The organism is Paraburkholderia sp. MM6662-R1, from assembly GCF_050436245.1.
Lineage (GTDB): Bacteria > Pseudomonadota > Gammaproteobacteria > Burkholderiales > Burkholderiaceae > Paraburkholderia > Paraburkholderia tuberum.
On record NZ_JBNDLV010000004.1, the window covers coordinates 1,951,457 to 1,966,617 of the forward strand.

Genomic DNA, 15,161 nt, shown 5'->3' on the forward strand with positions numbered 1-15,161 from the left:
TGCCTTTTCATCGCATCACGGAGGATCACGCATGCCGCAAGCCTGTGGGAGTGCCGTGTGGATGGACCTGTTGTTGCTGCTCGCCGTGACTGTCGCCGCGGCGTTGGTTGCGGTGCTGATGGTGGCGTTGGCCGCGCTCTCGCGACGACAGTTCGGCCGACGTTCGGCGCAGCGGCATTCATGCGTGCGCGAACGCGATCTGACACGCAGGCCCCGGATGCTTGCATTGCTTGGCAGCGGCATCGGTTTGGCGGTCGCGTCGACAGGTTTTACGCGCTACCTGTTGGCAGCGGCGCGCGAGAACAGCGAACGCATCGAACTGTTTGCAGCCGTGTTGATCGGCGCGCTGCTCTTTGCGATCTCGGCGATTGCGTTCTGCAAGCTGCGCGGCGCATTGCAACTCGAGGCGGTCGCGCGGCCGGGACATCACGTCGTCAATCTGTTTGCGCTGTTTTTATGCGGATGGCTCGGTTACGGCTTCGTCACTGAACAGGCACAGCCGTTCGGACTCGCGGCATTGCTCGCGACGGGCGCGCTGGCGTTGGCAATGGGCGTGCATCTGATGCTGAGCCGCGAGTACTCGGCCGATCCCGCTCACGCGGCGAATCGCGTCAGTTGCGCAGCGCGCATGTATGCCTTCGCCGCGCGTAGCGATGGCCTGGCGATCGGCAAGCCGGGCCTGCTCGCGAACATCGAGTGGCATGGCGGGGAAGAGCAGACGTGGGCGCTTCGCGATGTCACGCCGGCGATGATGCGCGTGAGCGCCTCTGCAGATAGTCGGGATGGGCGTGATGGTAGACGCGGCAACGGCCGCCAGCGCGACTATGCACGCCAATGCGCGCACGAGCGGCCGGTTCATTTCACTACACGTCGCTGATCAATGATGCATGCGTCGCCAGGAGAGCTGATTGCCAATAGCGAAGACGGCGGGACGATGATCCCGCCGCCCGAGTCTTTTTCGATGCTTCTAGTCGCCCACGGTCGCGGCGAATTCGCTGTAGTACTGCGTCTTCCTATGCAGAATCAGTTGCGCGAGAAAGTCGGCATCGTACGCCCGATGCAGGTGGCTGTGATAGCGCTCGATATAAGCGGTGATTCGCGCCAACTCGCCATTGAACTCTTTCAGCATGTCGAGCGTCGCACGGTCCCAGCGAAACCGCAGCCCAAGATCGCTGAACGCGGCATTGTAGGCGCTCAGATGCGCATCGTCGGGTTGGTCTTCGTGATCCGCCGCCGCTGTGCGAGCGTTGCGTGTACTGATACGGGATTCAACCGGAGCGTGGTTCATGATTGGCCTCCTCGGCTCGCAAGTGAAAGAACTCGCTTGCAGCATAGAAGTCGCGATCGATTTGCAATAGTTAAAGTTTTATTGGCTTTCCATAGCCTACGGCTTATGCACGCTCAGTTCCCTCACGCGGGTGATCTTTTCGATCAGATTGGCGCCTTCCTCCATCAGGAAGCGTTTGAAGGCGACGGCAACCGGTGGCAGACGCTTGTTCTTCCGATGCACGACATACCAATTGAGCATGACCGGAAAGGTTTCGACGTCGAGCACGACCAGATGACCCAGTTGCAATTCGAGGCTGATCGTATGGGCGGACAGAAACGCGATGCCCATGCCGGCGATGACCGCCTGCTTGATCGTCTCGGTGCTCTTGATCTCCATCGCAATCTTCAGATTGGACAGCCGGCCGGCAAAACCTTCTTCCATCGAATTCCACGTGTCCGAGCCGCGTTCGCGCACGATGAACGCTTCGTTCGCGAGTTGACTGAAGCGGATATTGCGCTTGTGCGCAAGCGGATGAGTGGGCGCCGCGACGATCACGTACGGGTGCGGCGCGAACGGTTCATTGGTCGCGTCGGTTTCGTGCGGCGGACGCACCATGACCGCGAGGTCGGTCTGATTGGTCGCCAGTTGATGAAGCAGTTCTTCGCGGTTGTGTACCGCGAGATTGAGATCCACACCCGAATAGCGACGCGTGAATTCGGCGAGAAGGCGCGGAAAGAAATAGTCGCCCGCGCTAATCACCGCAACATTCAGTTTGCCGCCGGAGACGCCCTTCAACTGGCTCATCGCTTCGTCGACTTCATGGAACTGCTGCATGATCGCGCGGCTGTAGTGGAGCATTTCCGTGCCGGCCGGCGTCAGATAGATCTTCTTGCCGAGTTGCTCGAACAGAGGCAGCCCCGCATGTTCCTCGAGTTGCCGGACCTGGGTGGAAACGGCCGGCTGAGTCAGATGCAATTCCTCCGCGGCGCGGGAAAAACTCAGGTGGCGCGCTACCGTTTCAAAGACCTTCAGTTGCCGCAGAGTTGCATTGCGCATCGTCATGGTCGATGTATAAGGAAACGTGAATCAACATAATAACAAACTTTAATTATGAGTAATTCAGCAATGACCCTAGCATGAAACGTATTAGAAGCCGAATAGCCGCTGTAATACGCGGGTTAACGCATAGATATGTGGTGTGGCGGACTCGATAGCGGGGAATAACCTGTAATGCTTACCGGCTGAAGCGTGGTTCTGGTCGGAATAAAGCAAGAATTTTATAGAAGACGAGTTCGGGCATCTGCGGAAACACAAAAGCGTCAATTGAGATTTTTCCCGAATAGCGAAGTTCTCGGGCCATAACGATAAGGCGGGACACATCCAGCGCGGCGCGTAAGCCGGCTGCACTAAATAAATAGTGGAGACAAGGCTCATGAACGATATCACCCAGCAATCGACGACCCGTATGTCCTGGCGTAACCGATGGTGGCAACTCGTCATCGGCATGGTATGCATGGCGCTGGTGGCGAATCTGCAATATGCGTGGACGTTATTCGTGGCCCCTATGCATGCGCGGCATCACTGGAGCGAGGCGTCGATCCAGCTTGCGTTCTCGATCTTCATTCTGACCGAGACGTGGCTCGTGCCGTTCGAGGGCTGGCTCGTCGATCGATTCGGGCCGCGCCCGGTGGTGGCAGCCGGCGCGGTATGCGCGGGTTTGTCGTGGATTCTCAATTCGCATGCGACCACGCTCGGCATGTTGTATTTCGCCGCGGTGATTGGCGGGATAGGCGCGGGCGGTGTGTATGGAACATGCGTCGGCAACGCGCTCAAATGGTTTCCCGACCGGCGCGGTCTCGCCGCGGGTTTGACGGCCGCGGGCTTTGGCGCAGGCGCGGCGCTGACGGTGATTCCGATTGCGAACATGATTACGCGCCGCGGCTATGAAGAGACGTTCCTGTTCTTCGGCATCGTGCAAGGCGTCAGCATTCTGCTGCTCGCGATGCTCCTGACGCGGCCGATCTTGCGTCAGCCAGGGGTACGCAAGAGCCGCTTCGCAGTGTCGAAGGTCGATTTCACCTCGCGCCAGATGATCAGAACGCCAGTGTTCTGGGTGATCTACGCGTCGTTCGTCGCGGTCGCGGCGGGCGGCTTGATGGCGACCGCGCAGATCGGCCCGATCGCGAAAGACTGGGGCATAGCGCGCATTCCGATGACGGTCTTCGGCGCGACGTTGCCGCTGCTGACCCTCACGCTGTCGATCGACAATATCTTCAACGGCTTGACGCGTCCGCTGTGCGGCTTCATCTCCGACAAGATCGGCCGTGAAAACACGATGTTCGTGATCTTCGTCGGCGAGGGGCTCGCGTTGCTCGGCATGATGCAGTTCGGCAGCAATCCGTATGCGTTCATGGTCTTTGCCGCGCTGATCTTCCTGTTCTGGGGCGAGATCTTCTCGATCTTCCCGGCGACTTGCGCCGATACGTTCGGCAGCAAGTACGCGGCCGCCAATGCCGGCACGTTGTACACCGCGAAGGGCACTGCCTCGTTGCTGGTTCCGATCGCGTCCATACTCGCGGCGACGGGCGGCTGGAGCCTTGTCTTCGTCTTTGCCGCCGTCATCACGATCGCAGCCGGCATTTGCGCGAAGTTCATCCTCAAGCCGATGCGCGCGCGTTGGATCGAATCGCACAACGAACCTCAGGGCGCGCTGGCCGTCGCGGGTCATGGCAATGGCAATGCGTCGCGAATGAGTCACTGGCCCGAACAATCTGGCGAATAACGTGAGCGTCGCGCGCCCGGAACCGATGCCATGAATGTTTCGCTGCAGCAACTCAAGGTATTCGTCGCGGTCGCGCGCGAGCGCAGTTTCACGCGCGCGGCGCGCGAGTTCGATCTGACGCAGTCGGCCGTGAGCCGTTGCGTGCGTGAACTGGAAGACGCGGTCGAATTGAAGCTGTTCGATCGCACGACACGCCAGGTCGAACTGACGAATGCGGGTGCGAGTCTCGAAAGAAGAATTGGCCGGCTGCTCGACGAAATCGAGTTGACGCTGCTCGAAGAGCGCGCTGCTTATGACGGACACACGGGCGTCGTCTTATTCGCGAGTAATCCGGTGTTGTCATCGGGCTGGGTGCCGCAGGCTTTGGCGCAGTGCGCGTCGGTTTTTCCCGAGCTGGTCGTATCGGTCAAGGATCAACCTCAAAGCAGCGTACTGGCCAGTGTCGAGCAGGGCGAGGTGGATTTCGGCGCGGTCTGCGTGACTGTACCTGTCGATAGTCCTCTACTGCACGCTCAGGTACTTTTCACTACGCCACTGCATGCGGTGCTTCCATCCGCGCATCCGCTAGCGCGGCAAGACAGCATCGGATGGCACGCGTTGCGCGAATGTCCGCTGATAACGCTGAATGCCGATACTGGCGTGCGCGCCGCGCTCGCACCGGTACTCGCCGCGAACGGATCGAAGCGCCGGCCGTTGCAGGAACTCGGACACGTTGCGACGGTAGCGCGCATGGTCGAATTGGGACTGGGTGTCGGCGTATTGCCTGTCGATGCGCATTGGCCTTCGCCGGGCGCTTCGTTGGTGAGTCGTCCGCTGGTCCCCGAAACGGCATTGACGACGGTACTCGTGCACCGCAGAAATCGCTCGCTTCGTCCCAATGCGGCTGCTGCGTGGGCGCAGTTCGTTGCGTCGACGACTGATCATTCGCCGGTCGCGAACGAAGCACCTGCCGCAGCCGCGACGCCAAGCTTCAACTGGCGGTCCGTGCGGCAAAGCCTGTTGCCGGAACCTTAGACAGGGGCCGACAAAAAGCTTGCGCGACGCGCGGCATTCGATCGATGCGCCGTCAGTCAACCACATAACGTCCTACTCAAGGAGCTTCATGATGGAAATCCAGACCGATCTCAGGCACCATGATCTGCTGATCGACGGCAAGCGCATGCCGCCAGGCAGCGGGGAATATTCCGTCGACATCAACCCCGCGACCGAGGAGCCGATCGCACGGGTGGCGCAAGGCAGCGCCGCCGACGTCGATGCCGCGGTGCGCGCCGCGCGCGGCGCATTGAAAGTATGGAATTCGATTCGGGCCGCCGAACGCGGGCGCATCCTGCAACGTCTCGCGGGCCTGATGCGCGAGAACATGGAAGAACTCGCCGCGCTCGAGAGTCTCGACGGCGGCAAGCCGATTGGCGCGGTGATGCGTCAGGACGTGCCCGCCGCGATCGATACCGTCGAATACTACGCAGGCTGGTGCGACAAGATCAACGGCCAGGTGGTGCCGACGCGTCCCGATGCATTGACCTATACATTGCGCGAACCTGTCGGCGTGGTCGCCGCAATCGTGCCGTGGAATTTTCCGCTGATGATCGGCATGTGGAAGATCGCGCCCGCGCTCGCATGCGGTTGCACGCTGATCGTCAAGCCCGCCGAGATCACGCCGCTCACCGCGTTGCGCATCGGCGAGCTGGCGCTCGAAGCGGGCGTGCCGCCGGGCGTGCTCAACATCGTCACCGGCAAAGGCAGCGTGGTGGGCGACGCGATGGTCTCGCATCCCGGTATCGACAAGGTCACGTTCACCGGTTCGCCTTCGGTCGGACGAGGCATCCTGCAGGGCGCGGCGGGCAACTTCAAACGCGTGACGCTGGAACTCGGCGGCAAGTCGGCCAACGTGATTTTTGCCGACGCGAATCTCGACAATGCGGTGCGAGCCGCGGCGTCGGGTGTGTTCTTCAATACGGGGCAAGTGTGCTCCGCCGGGTCGCGGATACTCGCGCATCGCGACGTGTATGACGAAGTGGTCGAGCGTCTGGCCACGCGCGCGAAGTCGATCAAGGTCGGCGACCCGTCGCTGCGCGAAACGTCGATGGGACCGCTGATTTCGGCCGCGCAGATGAAGACCGTATTGAGCTATGTCGACACGGGACGCTCGGAAGGCGCATCGCTCGTGACGGGTGGCGCGCGCGTCGGCAATCGCGGCTTTTTCGTCGAGCCAACCGTGTTCGCGAATGTCGAGCACGAAATGCGCATTTCGCAGGAAGAAATCTTCGGGCCCGTGGCGAGCGTGATCCGTTTCAACGACGAAGCGGACGCGATCCGAATCGCCAATGGCACGTCGTACAGTCTCGCGGCTGGCGTGTGGAGCGCTGACTTGAGCCGCGTGCATCGCGTGGCGCGCGACCTGAAGGCGGGCACGGTGTGGATCAACACCTACGGCTATACGGACGTGCGTTTGCCGTGGGGCGGTGCTGGCGATTCGGGCTTCGGTCGCGAGCATGGCGATGTCGCGATCGAGAACTTCACGGAACCGAAGGCGGTGTGGGTGGCGATCGATCAATAGCGGCAAATGCGAAAAAGGATCGGATGCATGGCATCCGATCCTTCAGGTCGTGTTGCAAGACGAAAGGGAATTGACGAGTACTCGGTCAATTGCCCTGTAAAGCCATCTTCTCGCGCAATTTGATCAGTGCGAGCACGACGTCGATAGTGGGTGTCGGTTCGGCAACGAGTCGCCCCATTTCCTGCACGACGGTCAATAAAGGATCGATTTCCATCGGCCTGCGGTGCTCGAGATCGACGAGCGTTGATGTCTTGTGCGCACCGACCGCACCCGCGCCATCAATACGCCTTTCCACATCGACGCGAAAGTGCACGCCGAACTGATCCGCGATTCGCTTCGCTTCGAGCATCATCGTGCGTGAGACCGCGCGCGTGCCCGGGTCACTCGTGAGCACATCGAGCGTTGCATGCGTCAATGCGCTAATCGGGTTGAAGCACAGATTACCCCATAGCTTGAGCCAGATTTCGTCGCGAATGTTGTCGCGAATCGGCGCTTCGAAGCCGGCCGCCTGCATGATCTCGTGCAATTGCTCAATGCGCGGGGTGCGCTCGCCACTGGGTTCGCCGATGGGAAACTTCTTGCCGTACACGTGTTTGATCACCCCCGGTTCGACGATCTCCGCCGCCGGATAGAGTACGCAGCCAATCGCGCGCTCGGGTCCGAGCTTGGTCCATTGCGAACCGTCGGGGTCGACGCTCGTCAGCCGAGTGCCGGCAAAGCGCCCGCCGTGCTGATAGAAGTACCAATATGGAATGCCGTTGACGCCGGTAACGATCGCCGTATGCTTGCCCAGCAGCGGTTGCATGGAATCGACCACGCCAGGCAGCGAATGCGCCTTCAGCGTCACGATGACGAAGTCCTGGACGCCGAGTTCGCGTGGATCGGACGTGCAGCGCACCGGCGCGCTGAACGTTTCGCCATCCATGATGAGGCGCGCGCCGTGTTCACGCATCGCGGCCAGATGCGGGCCGCGCGCAATGAAGCTGACGTCCGCGCCGGCGCGTGCCAATTGCACGCCCATTAAACCGCCAATCGCTCCCGCTCCGAAGATGCAGATCTTCATGATGTCGCTCCGTGACGATGAAAAAGCCGTTCGCCCAATGCCGCATTGCAGTACCTCGCGGCCGGTCACGGTTCGAGCATAAGGTGGCGCGACGAATGCTGATAGTTAAAGTTTCTCTGTCGATGTATTAGTTATTCGTTATGACAAGACCCCGACGTGAATGCTGCTTCGACTGTCGGCCTCGATACCTCAGCCGCGCCGAACCAGCAGAAAACTCACGCCGATTGCCGCGAGAAATCCGCCGCAGCAGCGATTGAACCAGCGGCGGATCTGCGCGCGCATCAGCCATTTGCCGAGATACATGCCGGCCCACGAATACAATGCAATCGCCACCCATTCGAGTACCAGAAAGCTCGCGCCGAGCGCGGCGAATTGCGGCAGTATCGGCTGCGCGACGTCGACGAATTGCGGCAGGAACGCGGTAAAAACCAGAATCGCCTTCGGATTGCCCGTCGCCACGAAAAACTCGTGCCGTGCGATGCGCGAGAGCGCGGCCTCCTGGGGTTGCGACGTATCGATTGCGGGTGCGTCGCTGCGCCACAACTGGATCGCGAGCCAGATCAGATAAGCGGCGCCCGCGAGTTTGATCGCCAGAAAGATCCACTCGGACGCATGCAGCACGACCGCGAGACCGGTCGCGGCGAGTGCGAGCATCATCGCGAAGGCGAGCAGCCGGCCGCTGCCGCCGACGAACGCTTTCATGAAGCCATGACGCGCGGCCACGTTGATCGAAAGCAGGTTGTTGGGCCCGGGTGCGAGGTTGATGGCGAAGCAGGCGGGTAAAAAGAATAGCCAGGCGGTAAGGGACATGACGGCTTGCATTCCGAACGGGAGATCACGATGCATCGCGCGCGATGCGTTGCCGGGATTGTAGCGAAACCGCGCCGCGCCTCGGCCAGCCGCGTGCTCAGTTCACCGCCTTGATAAAGCCAGGATCGCCAATCAATGTATCGACGCTGAGCTTGACCGTGTCTTCGATCGCGATCGTGTTGTTGGTGAATTTCGGCGACTTCTGCTTCACGGTGCGCGTGGTCGTGTACATGACTTTTTGGGTCGCCGCATCGATAACCACGTAGTGCATCTTCAGCGTCCACAGCGCCGGCGAGCGCCTATCGTCCACCGTGAAGGTTTCGATGCTGCCGCTGAGCACGCGTTTGTTGTCGTCGATACGAAAACCGGCCACTCGCAGACTATTCGCGACGCCATTGCGCACCGCGAGGCTGACGTCGTCCTTCAGCACGAGCCCGGTCATCCCGTTATTTTCGATGCGGTTCGGCGAGATATGACCGTCGCGCGCGGGCAGATACGCGAAGTCGCGTGCAGGGGCGACGCTGAGCGAGCCGGTGCCGTGGGTCTTCGTGTGCGTTGCGCTGGCGCTGCTGTTCAGGCCGAACCATGACCACGAGCACGCGGACAGCAGCGTGGGCAGCAGTATGGCGCCGCAGCCCTTGAGCACGACGGATCTCAACGGCGAACGCGCAGCAGCCATGCGGGAGAAAGCGGCGGTCGAAGTCAGAGGAGTTGCCCTTTTCAGTGGAGTCATTCCGGTGAAGAACAGCATGGTAGCAGCGAACCGGACCGTCGAACCTTCAAACGGATGTTTTCGGAATTGCCCGCGTCAGGCCCGGACCTGAGCCGTTCAGAAAAAGCCCGCCTTTCCTTGCGTGATATCGATCAGCGTTGCCTTGGCGTCATCGAGTGCGTTGGCGGGCACGCGCATCGTCATCTTCACCAGCATGCCGTAGGCGCTGTCCACGAGCGCATAGCCTTCGGCGTCCATCCATCGACGGACTTTGGCTTCGTCGGCATAACTCACTTCGACGCCCAGCAACACCTGGGCAATCCTCTCGACGCGCGGCGCGTCGAGCAGCGCGGACGCGATCGCATCGGTGTACGCGCGCACCAGACCGCCCGCGCCGAGCTTCACACCGCCGTAATAGCGCACGACCGCCGCAAGCACGCCATCCAGATCGTGATGCCGCAGTACTTCGAGAATCGGCCGACCGGCGGTACCGGACGGTTCGCCGTCGTCGGACATGCCGGACTGGCCGCCCGCCAGCAGCGCCCAGCACACATGCGTCGCGGCAGGATGTTCGTCGCGCAGACGCTGCAATTCGGCCATCGCGGCATCGCGATCGGCGACCGGGATCGCATGCGCGATGAAGCGGCTCTTGCGAATCTCGAGTTCCGCGCTCAGTGGCGCGGGCAGGGTATAGGTGGGCAAGGCGGAAACGTCGGTGGATGAAAAGAAGCACACGGTAGGCGGCGCGATGTCCGTCATGGTAACGGATCGTCGGTGCCAGCGAGGCGCAAGGGCAGCTTCGCGGGTTCGTCTACAATGGTCCGCTGAGCGCGCGCCCGTCATTTAGACCCCGCGCGTCGCAAGGAGACGACATGCTTGACCTATCCACGTTGGGGACGTTCGTTGCCGTCGTGCTCGGGCTCTTTCTGATTCCAGGCCCGGCCGTGCTGCTAGTTTTGACTCGCACCATGCACGGCGGACGTAAAGCCGGCATTCTGACCGGTCTCGGTATCGCAACTGGCGATTTCGTGCATACGCTGGGCGCCGCGGTTGGCCTCTCCGCGCTGCTGATGACGTCCGCGCTGGCCTTCAATGCGGTGAAATTCGTCGGTGCAGCGTATCTCGTCTATCTGGGCATTCGCGCGTTGCGCGAAAAGCAGGCGAGTGCGCACCTGCCGGTCGTCGCGCCGGTGTCGGGTTCGAAGGCGTTCTTGCAGGCAATTCCCGCCGAAGTGCTGAACCCGAAGACCGCGCTGTTTTTCCTTGCGTTTCTGCCGCAGTTCGTGCGCCCCGAACATGGCTCGACGTTTCTGCAGTTCGCGACACTCGGGCTGATTTTCGTTGCCATGAGCGCGCTTTATACGACGCTGATCGTCCTGACGATGCGGCCGCTGGGCAAACTCGTGAAGCGTTTGACGTGGTTGACGCGCTGGCAGAACAAGCTCATCGGTGTGCTGTTCATTTCGCTCGGCCTGCGCGTGGCAGTGCAAACACGCTGAGTCCGGAAGCGCGAGTTCAGGACGGCGCCAGCAGGATCAGCGACCCAACGACGCGACTGTTAAGCATTGCAAGGCGACGATGCCATGGCTCGCCCGATTCAGGAGACAGCGATGAATGAAGACGCAACTTCGACGGCGCGCGCAATCGAGTTCTGGTTCGACTTCGGCAGCAACTACAGCTATCTGAGCATGATGCGGATCGAAGCGTTGGCGGCCGCGCGCAACGTGACGATCGTCTGGCGGCCGTTTCTGCTCGGTCCGGTATTTCGCCAGCTCGGTTTCGACAACTCGCCCTTCGTACTGCAGAAAGAAAAAGGCGCGTACGTGTGGAAAGACATGGAGCGTCAATGCCGCAAATACGGCATTGCGCTCACGCGCCCCAGCACGTTTCCGCGCGCGGCGCTTCTCGCGATGCGTGTCGCGCTGCTGGGTGCGAACGAGCCGTGGATCGGTGCCTGGTGCCGCAAGATCATGCAGTTGAATTTTGTCGACGACCGCGACATCGGTTCAATCGATGTCGTCAGTCACGCGCTCGACTCGCTTGGCTTACCGGCGCAGAGCGTGATCGACGCCGCGCAAAGCGACGCGAATAAGCTCCGCTTGCGCGAGCAGACCGAACGGGCCATCAACAAGGGGATTTTCGGTGCGCCGACGTTTTTTGTCGGCGCGGAGATGTTCTGGGGCAATGACAGGCTGGAGGACGCGTTGGACCACTGCGACGCGATCGCGGCGCGTCATTGAACATCAGCGGGAGCGCTTAATCAGCCTGCTGACAGAAGCGCCGACCCGGCACGTGAGAGACCACGGCCTGGGCGATTTCGAGCGGAGTACATTCGGCGGGAACGACGCGACGGCTCGGTTCGGGCGCGTGCTTCATCGTCCATTCGACGAGCCGGTATGAACGGCCCCAGGGCGGTTGCAGCGGATCGGAGACCTTGCAGGAATGAATCTGGCGAGTCCATTCATGGCCGGGCATCGCACGCAGGTGTTCGACTACCATCTCTTCAACCATGATTTACCTCCTTCTTGTGCGCGTAACCGTTTTCGGTCGCGCTTCTGGCACCCCTCAAGAAAAAGCGCCGCCGATGTTCTGGCGGCTCAACAGGGGATGTGCCACATACTTGCAGGGAACAATTAAGCGAAACTTAAGAACCGCAATCATTACGCAAACGGATCTCATTGCGTGTAAGCGAGTGCAAGTGAATGCAAGCAAGAGCTGACAACAGTGGGCATGAACGCTGGCAGGCCGGCCGACACGTCGCGAGCCTGCCCTCAAGACCCCGGCGGATCGGCCGTTATCAGTAGAGTTGGGGCGTCGACCCCGCTTCGCCTTCAGGGCCGCGCTACTGATACCGTGACGAATCTCGCCCAAACGCCGCTTGCCGAGCGCCTTCGCTCGCTCGTCGACACCGTGCAGCACAACGAGCGCACGTTGCGCCGCTTCCAGAACGTCGAGTTGCGGTTGATCGGCGCGCAGGATTTCGCATCGTTTCTCGATACGTTGTTCAGCCATCTGCCGCGGGAGTTCTCGCTCGCGAACGTGGTGCTGTGGCTCGATGAGCGCGCGCCAATGCTGCTCGAACTGCTCGAGCCGGGCAACCTGCGCGCGCTCGATCATGCGCAGCTGAAGACCTCGCGCGAGGGCGGTCTCGTCGCGCAATCCTTGTGCGAAGACGATCGGCCGTGGCTCGGCCGCCCTGGCGAACTCGACGACGACACGCGCCGCGCGTTCTTCGGTACCGCGCCAGCTCACGTGCCGGCCAGCGCGATCCTGCTGCCGCTCGCCGCGGGCACGAGCGTCAGCGGCTATCTATGCCTCGGCAGCGACGACCCCGCGCGCTTCGGCGCGGGCATGGCCACCGACATTCTCGAGCGCTTCGCGAGCATCGTCACCGCGAGTCTCGACAACGTCGCGCATCGCGAGCGGCTCAGGCAGCTCGGCATGACCGATTCGCTGACCGGCCTCGCGAATCGCCGCTATTTCGACGAACGGCTGCGCGAGGAGTTGATGCGCGCGGCCCGTTATCGCGTGCCGGTCGCGTGTCTTTTCATCGATATCGACGGTTTCAAGCGCATCAACGATAGCCACGGCCATCAGAGCGGCGACCGCGCGCTCGCGGCGGTGGCCGCCTGCGTGCGACAGCAGGTGCGGCTTGGCGACACCGTCGCGCGCTATGGCGGCGAGGAGTTCGCCGCGCTGCTGCAAGGCGATCGCAGCGACGCGTTGACCGTCGCGGAACGCGTGCGGCGTGCGGTCGAGAATCTCGACGTGCGCGACGAGCACGGCGTGCTCATTGCATTGACCGTGTCGATCGGCGTGGCCGGGCGCGTGGTCGCCGGCAGCCCGGCCGAGGCGATGTCGCTCGGTCAGGCGATGATGGACGAGGCCGATCGCGCGATGTATCAGGCCAAGCGCAACGGCCGCAATCGTATCGAGGCGCAGGTCGATGCGCTCGATGAGCAGGGCTGATCGACCGTAACCAACACTAACTACGCGTCACACTCCTGCCGCATCCGGCGGTACCCCGAGCAGCTGCAACGCGCCGCCCATCACGCCGCTGAACACCGGTCCAGCGACCGTGCCGCCATAGAACGCCTTGCCAGCCGGATCGTCGATCATCACGGCGACGATCAGGCGCGGATCGCTCATCGGCGCCATGCCGACGAACAGCGCGCGGTAGCGGTTCTTCGCGTAGCCCGCGCCGATCTGCTTGCGCGCGGTGCCGGTCTTGCCGCCGACGCGATAACCCGCCACGGTCGCGGCGCGTCCGGTGCCGCCGTCGCCCGTGGCCATTTCGAGCATGTTGCGGATCGCGCGCGCGGTGCCGGGCGTTGTGACCGATTCGCCGCGGTCGGCGAACGACTCGGGGCTGTCCGCGTCGAGCGGCTCGCGCAGCAGGCTCACGCGCCTCAGCGCGCCGTCGCCCGCATAGGCGGTGTAGACCTGCGCGATTTGCAGCAGCGATACCGACAGCCCGTAGCCATATGCCATCGTGGCCTGTTCGATCGGGCGCCAGCGCTTATATGGCCGCAGCTTGCCGGCGGCCACGCCAGGGAAGGGCAGCTCGGGCTTCAGACCGAGCCCGTATTGCCGATACTTGGTCCAGATCGTCTCGGCCGGCAGATTCAGCGCGAGCTTTGCCAGCGCGATATTGCTCGACTTCTGCACCGCCTCGGCGACCGTCATCGCGCCATGATTCGACGTGTCGTGAATCACGGCCGGGCCGATCCGATACCAGCCGGGCGCGGTATCGATGATGCTCTGCGGCCGCACCTTGCCTTCGTCGATCGACAGTGCGACGACCAGCGGCTTGATCGTCGAACCCGGTTCGAACGTGTCGATCACCGCGCGGTTGCGCAGCTGCCGGCCGGACAGGTGCGTGCGGTCGTTCGGATCGAAGCTCGGGTAGTTGGCGAGCGCGAGGATCTCGCCGTTGCGCGCATCGAGCACGACCACGCTGCCCGCTTCGGCGCGGTGCTGCGCGATCGCCGCTTTGAGCTGTGTGTACGCGAGTTGCTGGATGCGCCGGTCGATCGTCAGCTGGATCGTGGCGCCGTTGCGCGCGGGCACGAGCGGCCGCGTCTCCGAGATCACGCGGCCGAGCCGGTCGCGGATCACCTCGCGGTGGCCGGGCACGCCTTGCAACTGCGCATTGGCGGCGAGTTCGACGCCTTCCTGGCCGTTGTCCTCGATGTCGGTGAAGCCGACCACATGCGCGGCCGACTCGCCCTCGGGATAAAAGCGTTTGGTGTCGGCGATCTGCGTGATCCCGGCTTGCCCGAGGCGCGACAGATGCCCGGCAGTGTCGGCATCGACCTGGCGCTTGAGCAGCACGAAGCTGCGCTCGCCGTTCAGACGTCGACGCAGTTCCGCGAGCGGCAGATCGAGCAGCTTTGCCAGCGGCGCGAACGCGCTTTCGTCGACGAGCTTCGGCGTGGCCCAGATTTCGTAGGTCGCGAGACTGACCGCGAGCATCGAACCATTGCGATCGACGATCCGGCCGCGCGTCGCGTCGAGTTCGAGCAGGCGCTGATAGCGCTTCTGCCCTTGGTCGACGTAGAAGTCCTGATTCACGACCTGCACCCAGAACGCGCGGAGCGCGAGCGTCGCGAACGCGCCGAACACGAGCAGCACGACGAACTTCGAGCGCCACGCGGGTAGTCGCGCATCGAGCAGCGGGTTCTTCGCGGCTAAGGCATAGGGATCGGGCGACGGCGGTTTTTTCTGGCGGATCATGGCGGCGGGCAGCGGACCTCACGTACTTTCGATTGAACGAGGCCGCCAAAGCCACGAGGCCTGGCGGCAAGGACTGTCGCCTGGCCGATTGTAAATAAAACGTAATTTAAATGCGAGGAATGTGAAAGGAGGCGCGTTCGAGTTGGAGCAAAGGCGAGCCGAGCCGCAGCTTGATCACGAAAAGCCGCGCGAACTTGCAAAATCAGCGCGGCTGATTCGTTCGATTGATGC

At 62.2% G+C, this 15,161-nt stretch carries 15 protein-coding genes; 7 read left to right on the forward strand and 8 right to left on the reverse strand.

Translation table 11 applies throughout. The annotated features are described in order from the left end of the window. The first annotated feature begins 31 nt into the window (after positions 1–31). Positions 32–877 (forward strand): NAD(P)(+) transhydrogenase (Re/Si-specific) subunit beta, encoded by an 846-nt coding sequence (locus OKW39_RS38865; protein ID WP_429565068.1) that lies wholly within the window; start codon positions 32–34, stop codon positions 875–877. A 90-nt stretch (positions 878–967) separates the two neighbouring features. On the opposite strand, the gene OKW39_RS38870 is transcribed toward OKW39_RS38865, so the two are convergent. Together OKW39_RS38870 and OKW39_RS38875 are read right to left on the reverse strand one after the other, a co-directional pair. Then, a complete protein-coding gene (locus tag OKW39_RS38870) occupies positions 968–1,288 on the reverse strand; it encodes a hypothetical protein (protein WP_090809281.1) in 321 nt (106 codons plus the stop codon). Between the two features lie 96 nt (positions 1,289–1,384). After that, positions 1,385–2,332 (reverse strand): LysR family transcriptional regulator, encoded by a 948-nt coding sequence (locus tag OKW39_RS38875; protein ID WP_090809283.1) that lies wholly within the window; start codon positions 2,330–2,332, stop codon positions 1,385–1,387. Between the two features lie 370 nt (positions 2,333–2,702). Between OKW39_RS38875 and oxlT the strand changes: the two genes are divergently transcribed. The 3 genes from oxlT (at position 2,703) to OKW39_RS38890 (ending at position 6,609) form a co-directional block, all read left to right on the forward strand. Next, positions 2,703–4,052 (forward strand): oxalate/formate MFS antiporter, encoded by a 1,350-nt coding sequence (oxlT, locus tag OKW39_RS38880; RefSeq protein ID WP_090809285.1) that lies wholly within the window; start codon positions 2,703–2,705, stop codon positions 4,050–4,052. A gap of 30 nt (positions 4,053–4,082) precedes the next feature. Then, positions 4,083–5,066 (forward strand): LysR family transcriptional regulator, encoded by a 984-nt coding sequence (locus OKW39_RS38885; RefSeq protein ID WP_429565069.1) that lies wholly within the window; start codon positions 4,083–4,085, stop codon positions 5,064–5,066. 91 nt (positions 5,067–5,157) lie between these two features. Further along, complete coding sequence (locus tag OKW39_RS38890) at positions 5,158–6,609, forward strand: aldehyde dehydrogenase family protein (RefSeq protein ID WP_429565493.1); 1,452 nt, start codon at positions 5,158–5,160, stop codon at positions 6,607–6,609. An 85-nt stretch (positions 6,610–6,694) separates the two neighbouring features. Here the strand turns inward: OKW39_RS38890 and OKW39_RS38895 are convergent, their stop codons facing one another. From OKW39_RS38895 to OKW39_RS38910, 4 genes are all read right to left on the reverse strand, one after another. Further along, entirely contained in the window at positions 6,695–7,672 is a 978-nt protein-coding gene (locus tag OKW39_RS38895; protein ID WP_184060502.1) for a 2-dehydropantoate 2-reductase, read from the reverse strand. A 189-nt stretch (positions 7,673–7,861) separates the two neighbouring features. Next, complete coding sequence (locus OKW39_RS38900; protein ID WP_429334253.1) at positions 7,862–8,482, reverse strand: LysE family translocator; 621 nt, start codon at positions 8,480–8,482, stop codon at positions 7,862–7,864. Between the two features lie 97 nt (positions 8,483–8,579). Next, entirely contained in the window at positions 8,580–9,161 is a 582-nt protein-coding gene (locus OKW39_RS38905) for a hypothetical protein (RefSeq protein WP_429565070.1), read from the reverse strand. Positions 9,162–9,311: 150 nt separating this feature from the next. After that, positions 9,312–9,953: an IMPACT family protein gene (locus OKW39_RS38910; protein ID WP_262420055.1), complete on the reverse strand. Its 642-nt coding sequence runs from the start codon at positions 9,951–9,953 to the stop codon at positions 9,312–9,314. A gap of 113 nt (positions 9,954–10,066) precedes the next feature. Here OKW39_RS38910 and OKW39_RS38915 point away from each other — a divergent pair, with 113 nt between their 5' ends. Next, positions 10,067–10,693: a LysE family translocator gene (locus tag OKW39_RS38915; protein WP_090809317.1), complete on the forward strand. Its 627-nt coding sequence runs from the start codon at positions 10,067–10,069 to the stop codon at positions 10,691–10,693. A gap of 111 nt (positions 10,694–10,804) precedes the next feature. Further along, positions 10,805–11,434 carry a 2-hydroxychromene-2-carboxylate isomerase gene (locus OKW39_RS38920; protein ID WP_429334252.1) on the forward strand — a complete coding sequence of 210 codons (630 nt, stop codon included), beginning with the start codon at positions 10,805–10,807 and terminating at the stop codon, positions 11,432–11,434. A 16-nt stretch (positions 11,435–11,450) separates the two neighbouring features. On the opposite strand, the gene OKW39_RS38925 is transcribed toward OKW39_RS38920, so the two are convergent. Beyond that, a complete protein-coding gene (locus OKW39_RS38925) occupies positions 11,451–11,705 on the reverse strand; it encodes a DUF2866 domain-containing protein (RefSeq protein WP_429334251.1) in 255 nt (84 codons plus the stop codon). A gap of 342 nt (positions 11,706–12,047) precedes the next feature. Here OKW39_RS38925 and OKW39_RS38930 point away from each other — a divergent pair, with 342 nt between their 5' ends. After that, positions 12,048–13,163, forward strand: a complete 1,116-nt coding sequence (locus OKW39_RS38930) for a diguanylate cyclase (protein ID WP_429334250.1) — start codon at positions 12,048–12,050, stop codon at positions 13,161–13,163. A gap of 27 nt (positions 13,164–13,190) precedes the next feature. Here OKW39_RS38930 and OKW39_RS38935 read toward each other — a convergent pair whose 3' ends face one another. Continuing rightward, the gene (locus tag OKW39_RS38935; RefSeq protein WP_429565071.1) at positions 13,191–14,930 is read right to left on the reverse strand and encodes a peptidoglycan D,D-transpeptidase FtsI family protein; all 1,740 of its coding nucleotides are present in this window, start codon (positions 14,928–14,930) and stop codon (positions 13,191–13,193) included. Positions 14,931–15,161: the final 231 nt, after the last annotated feature.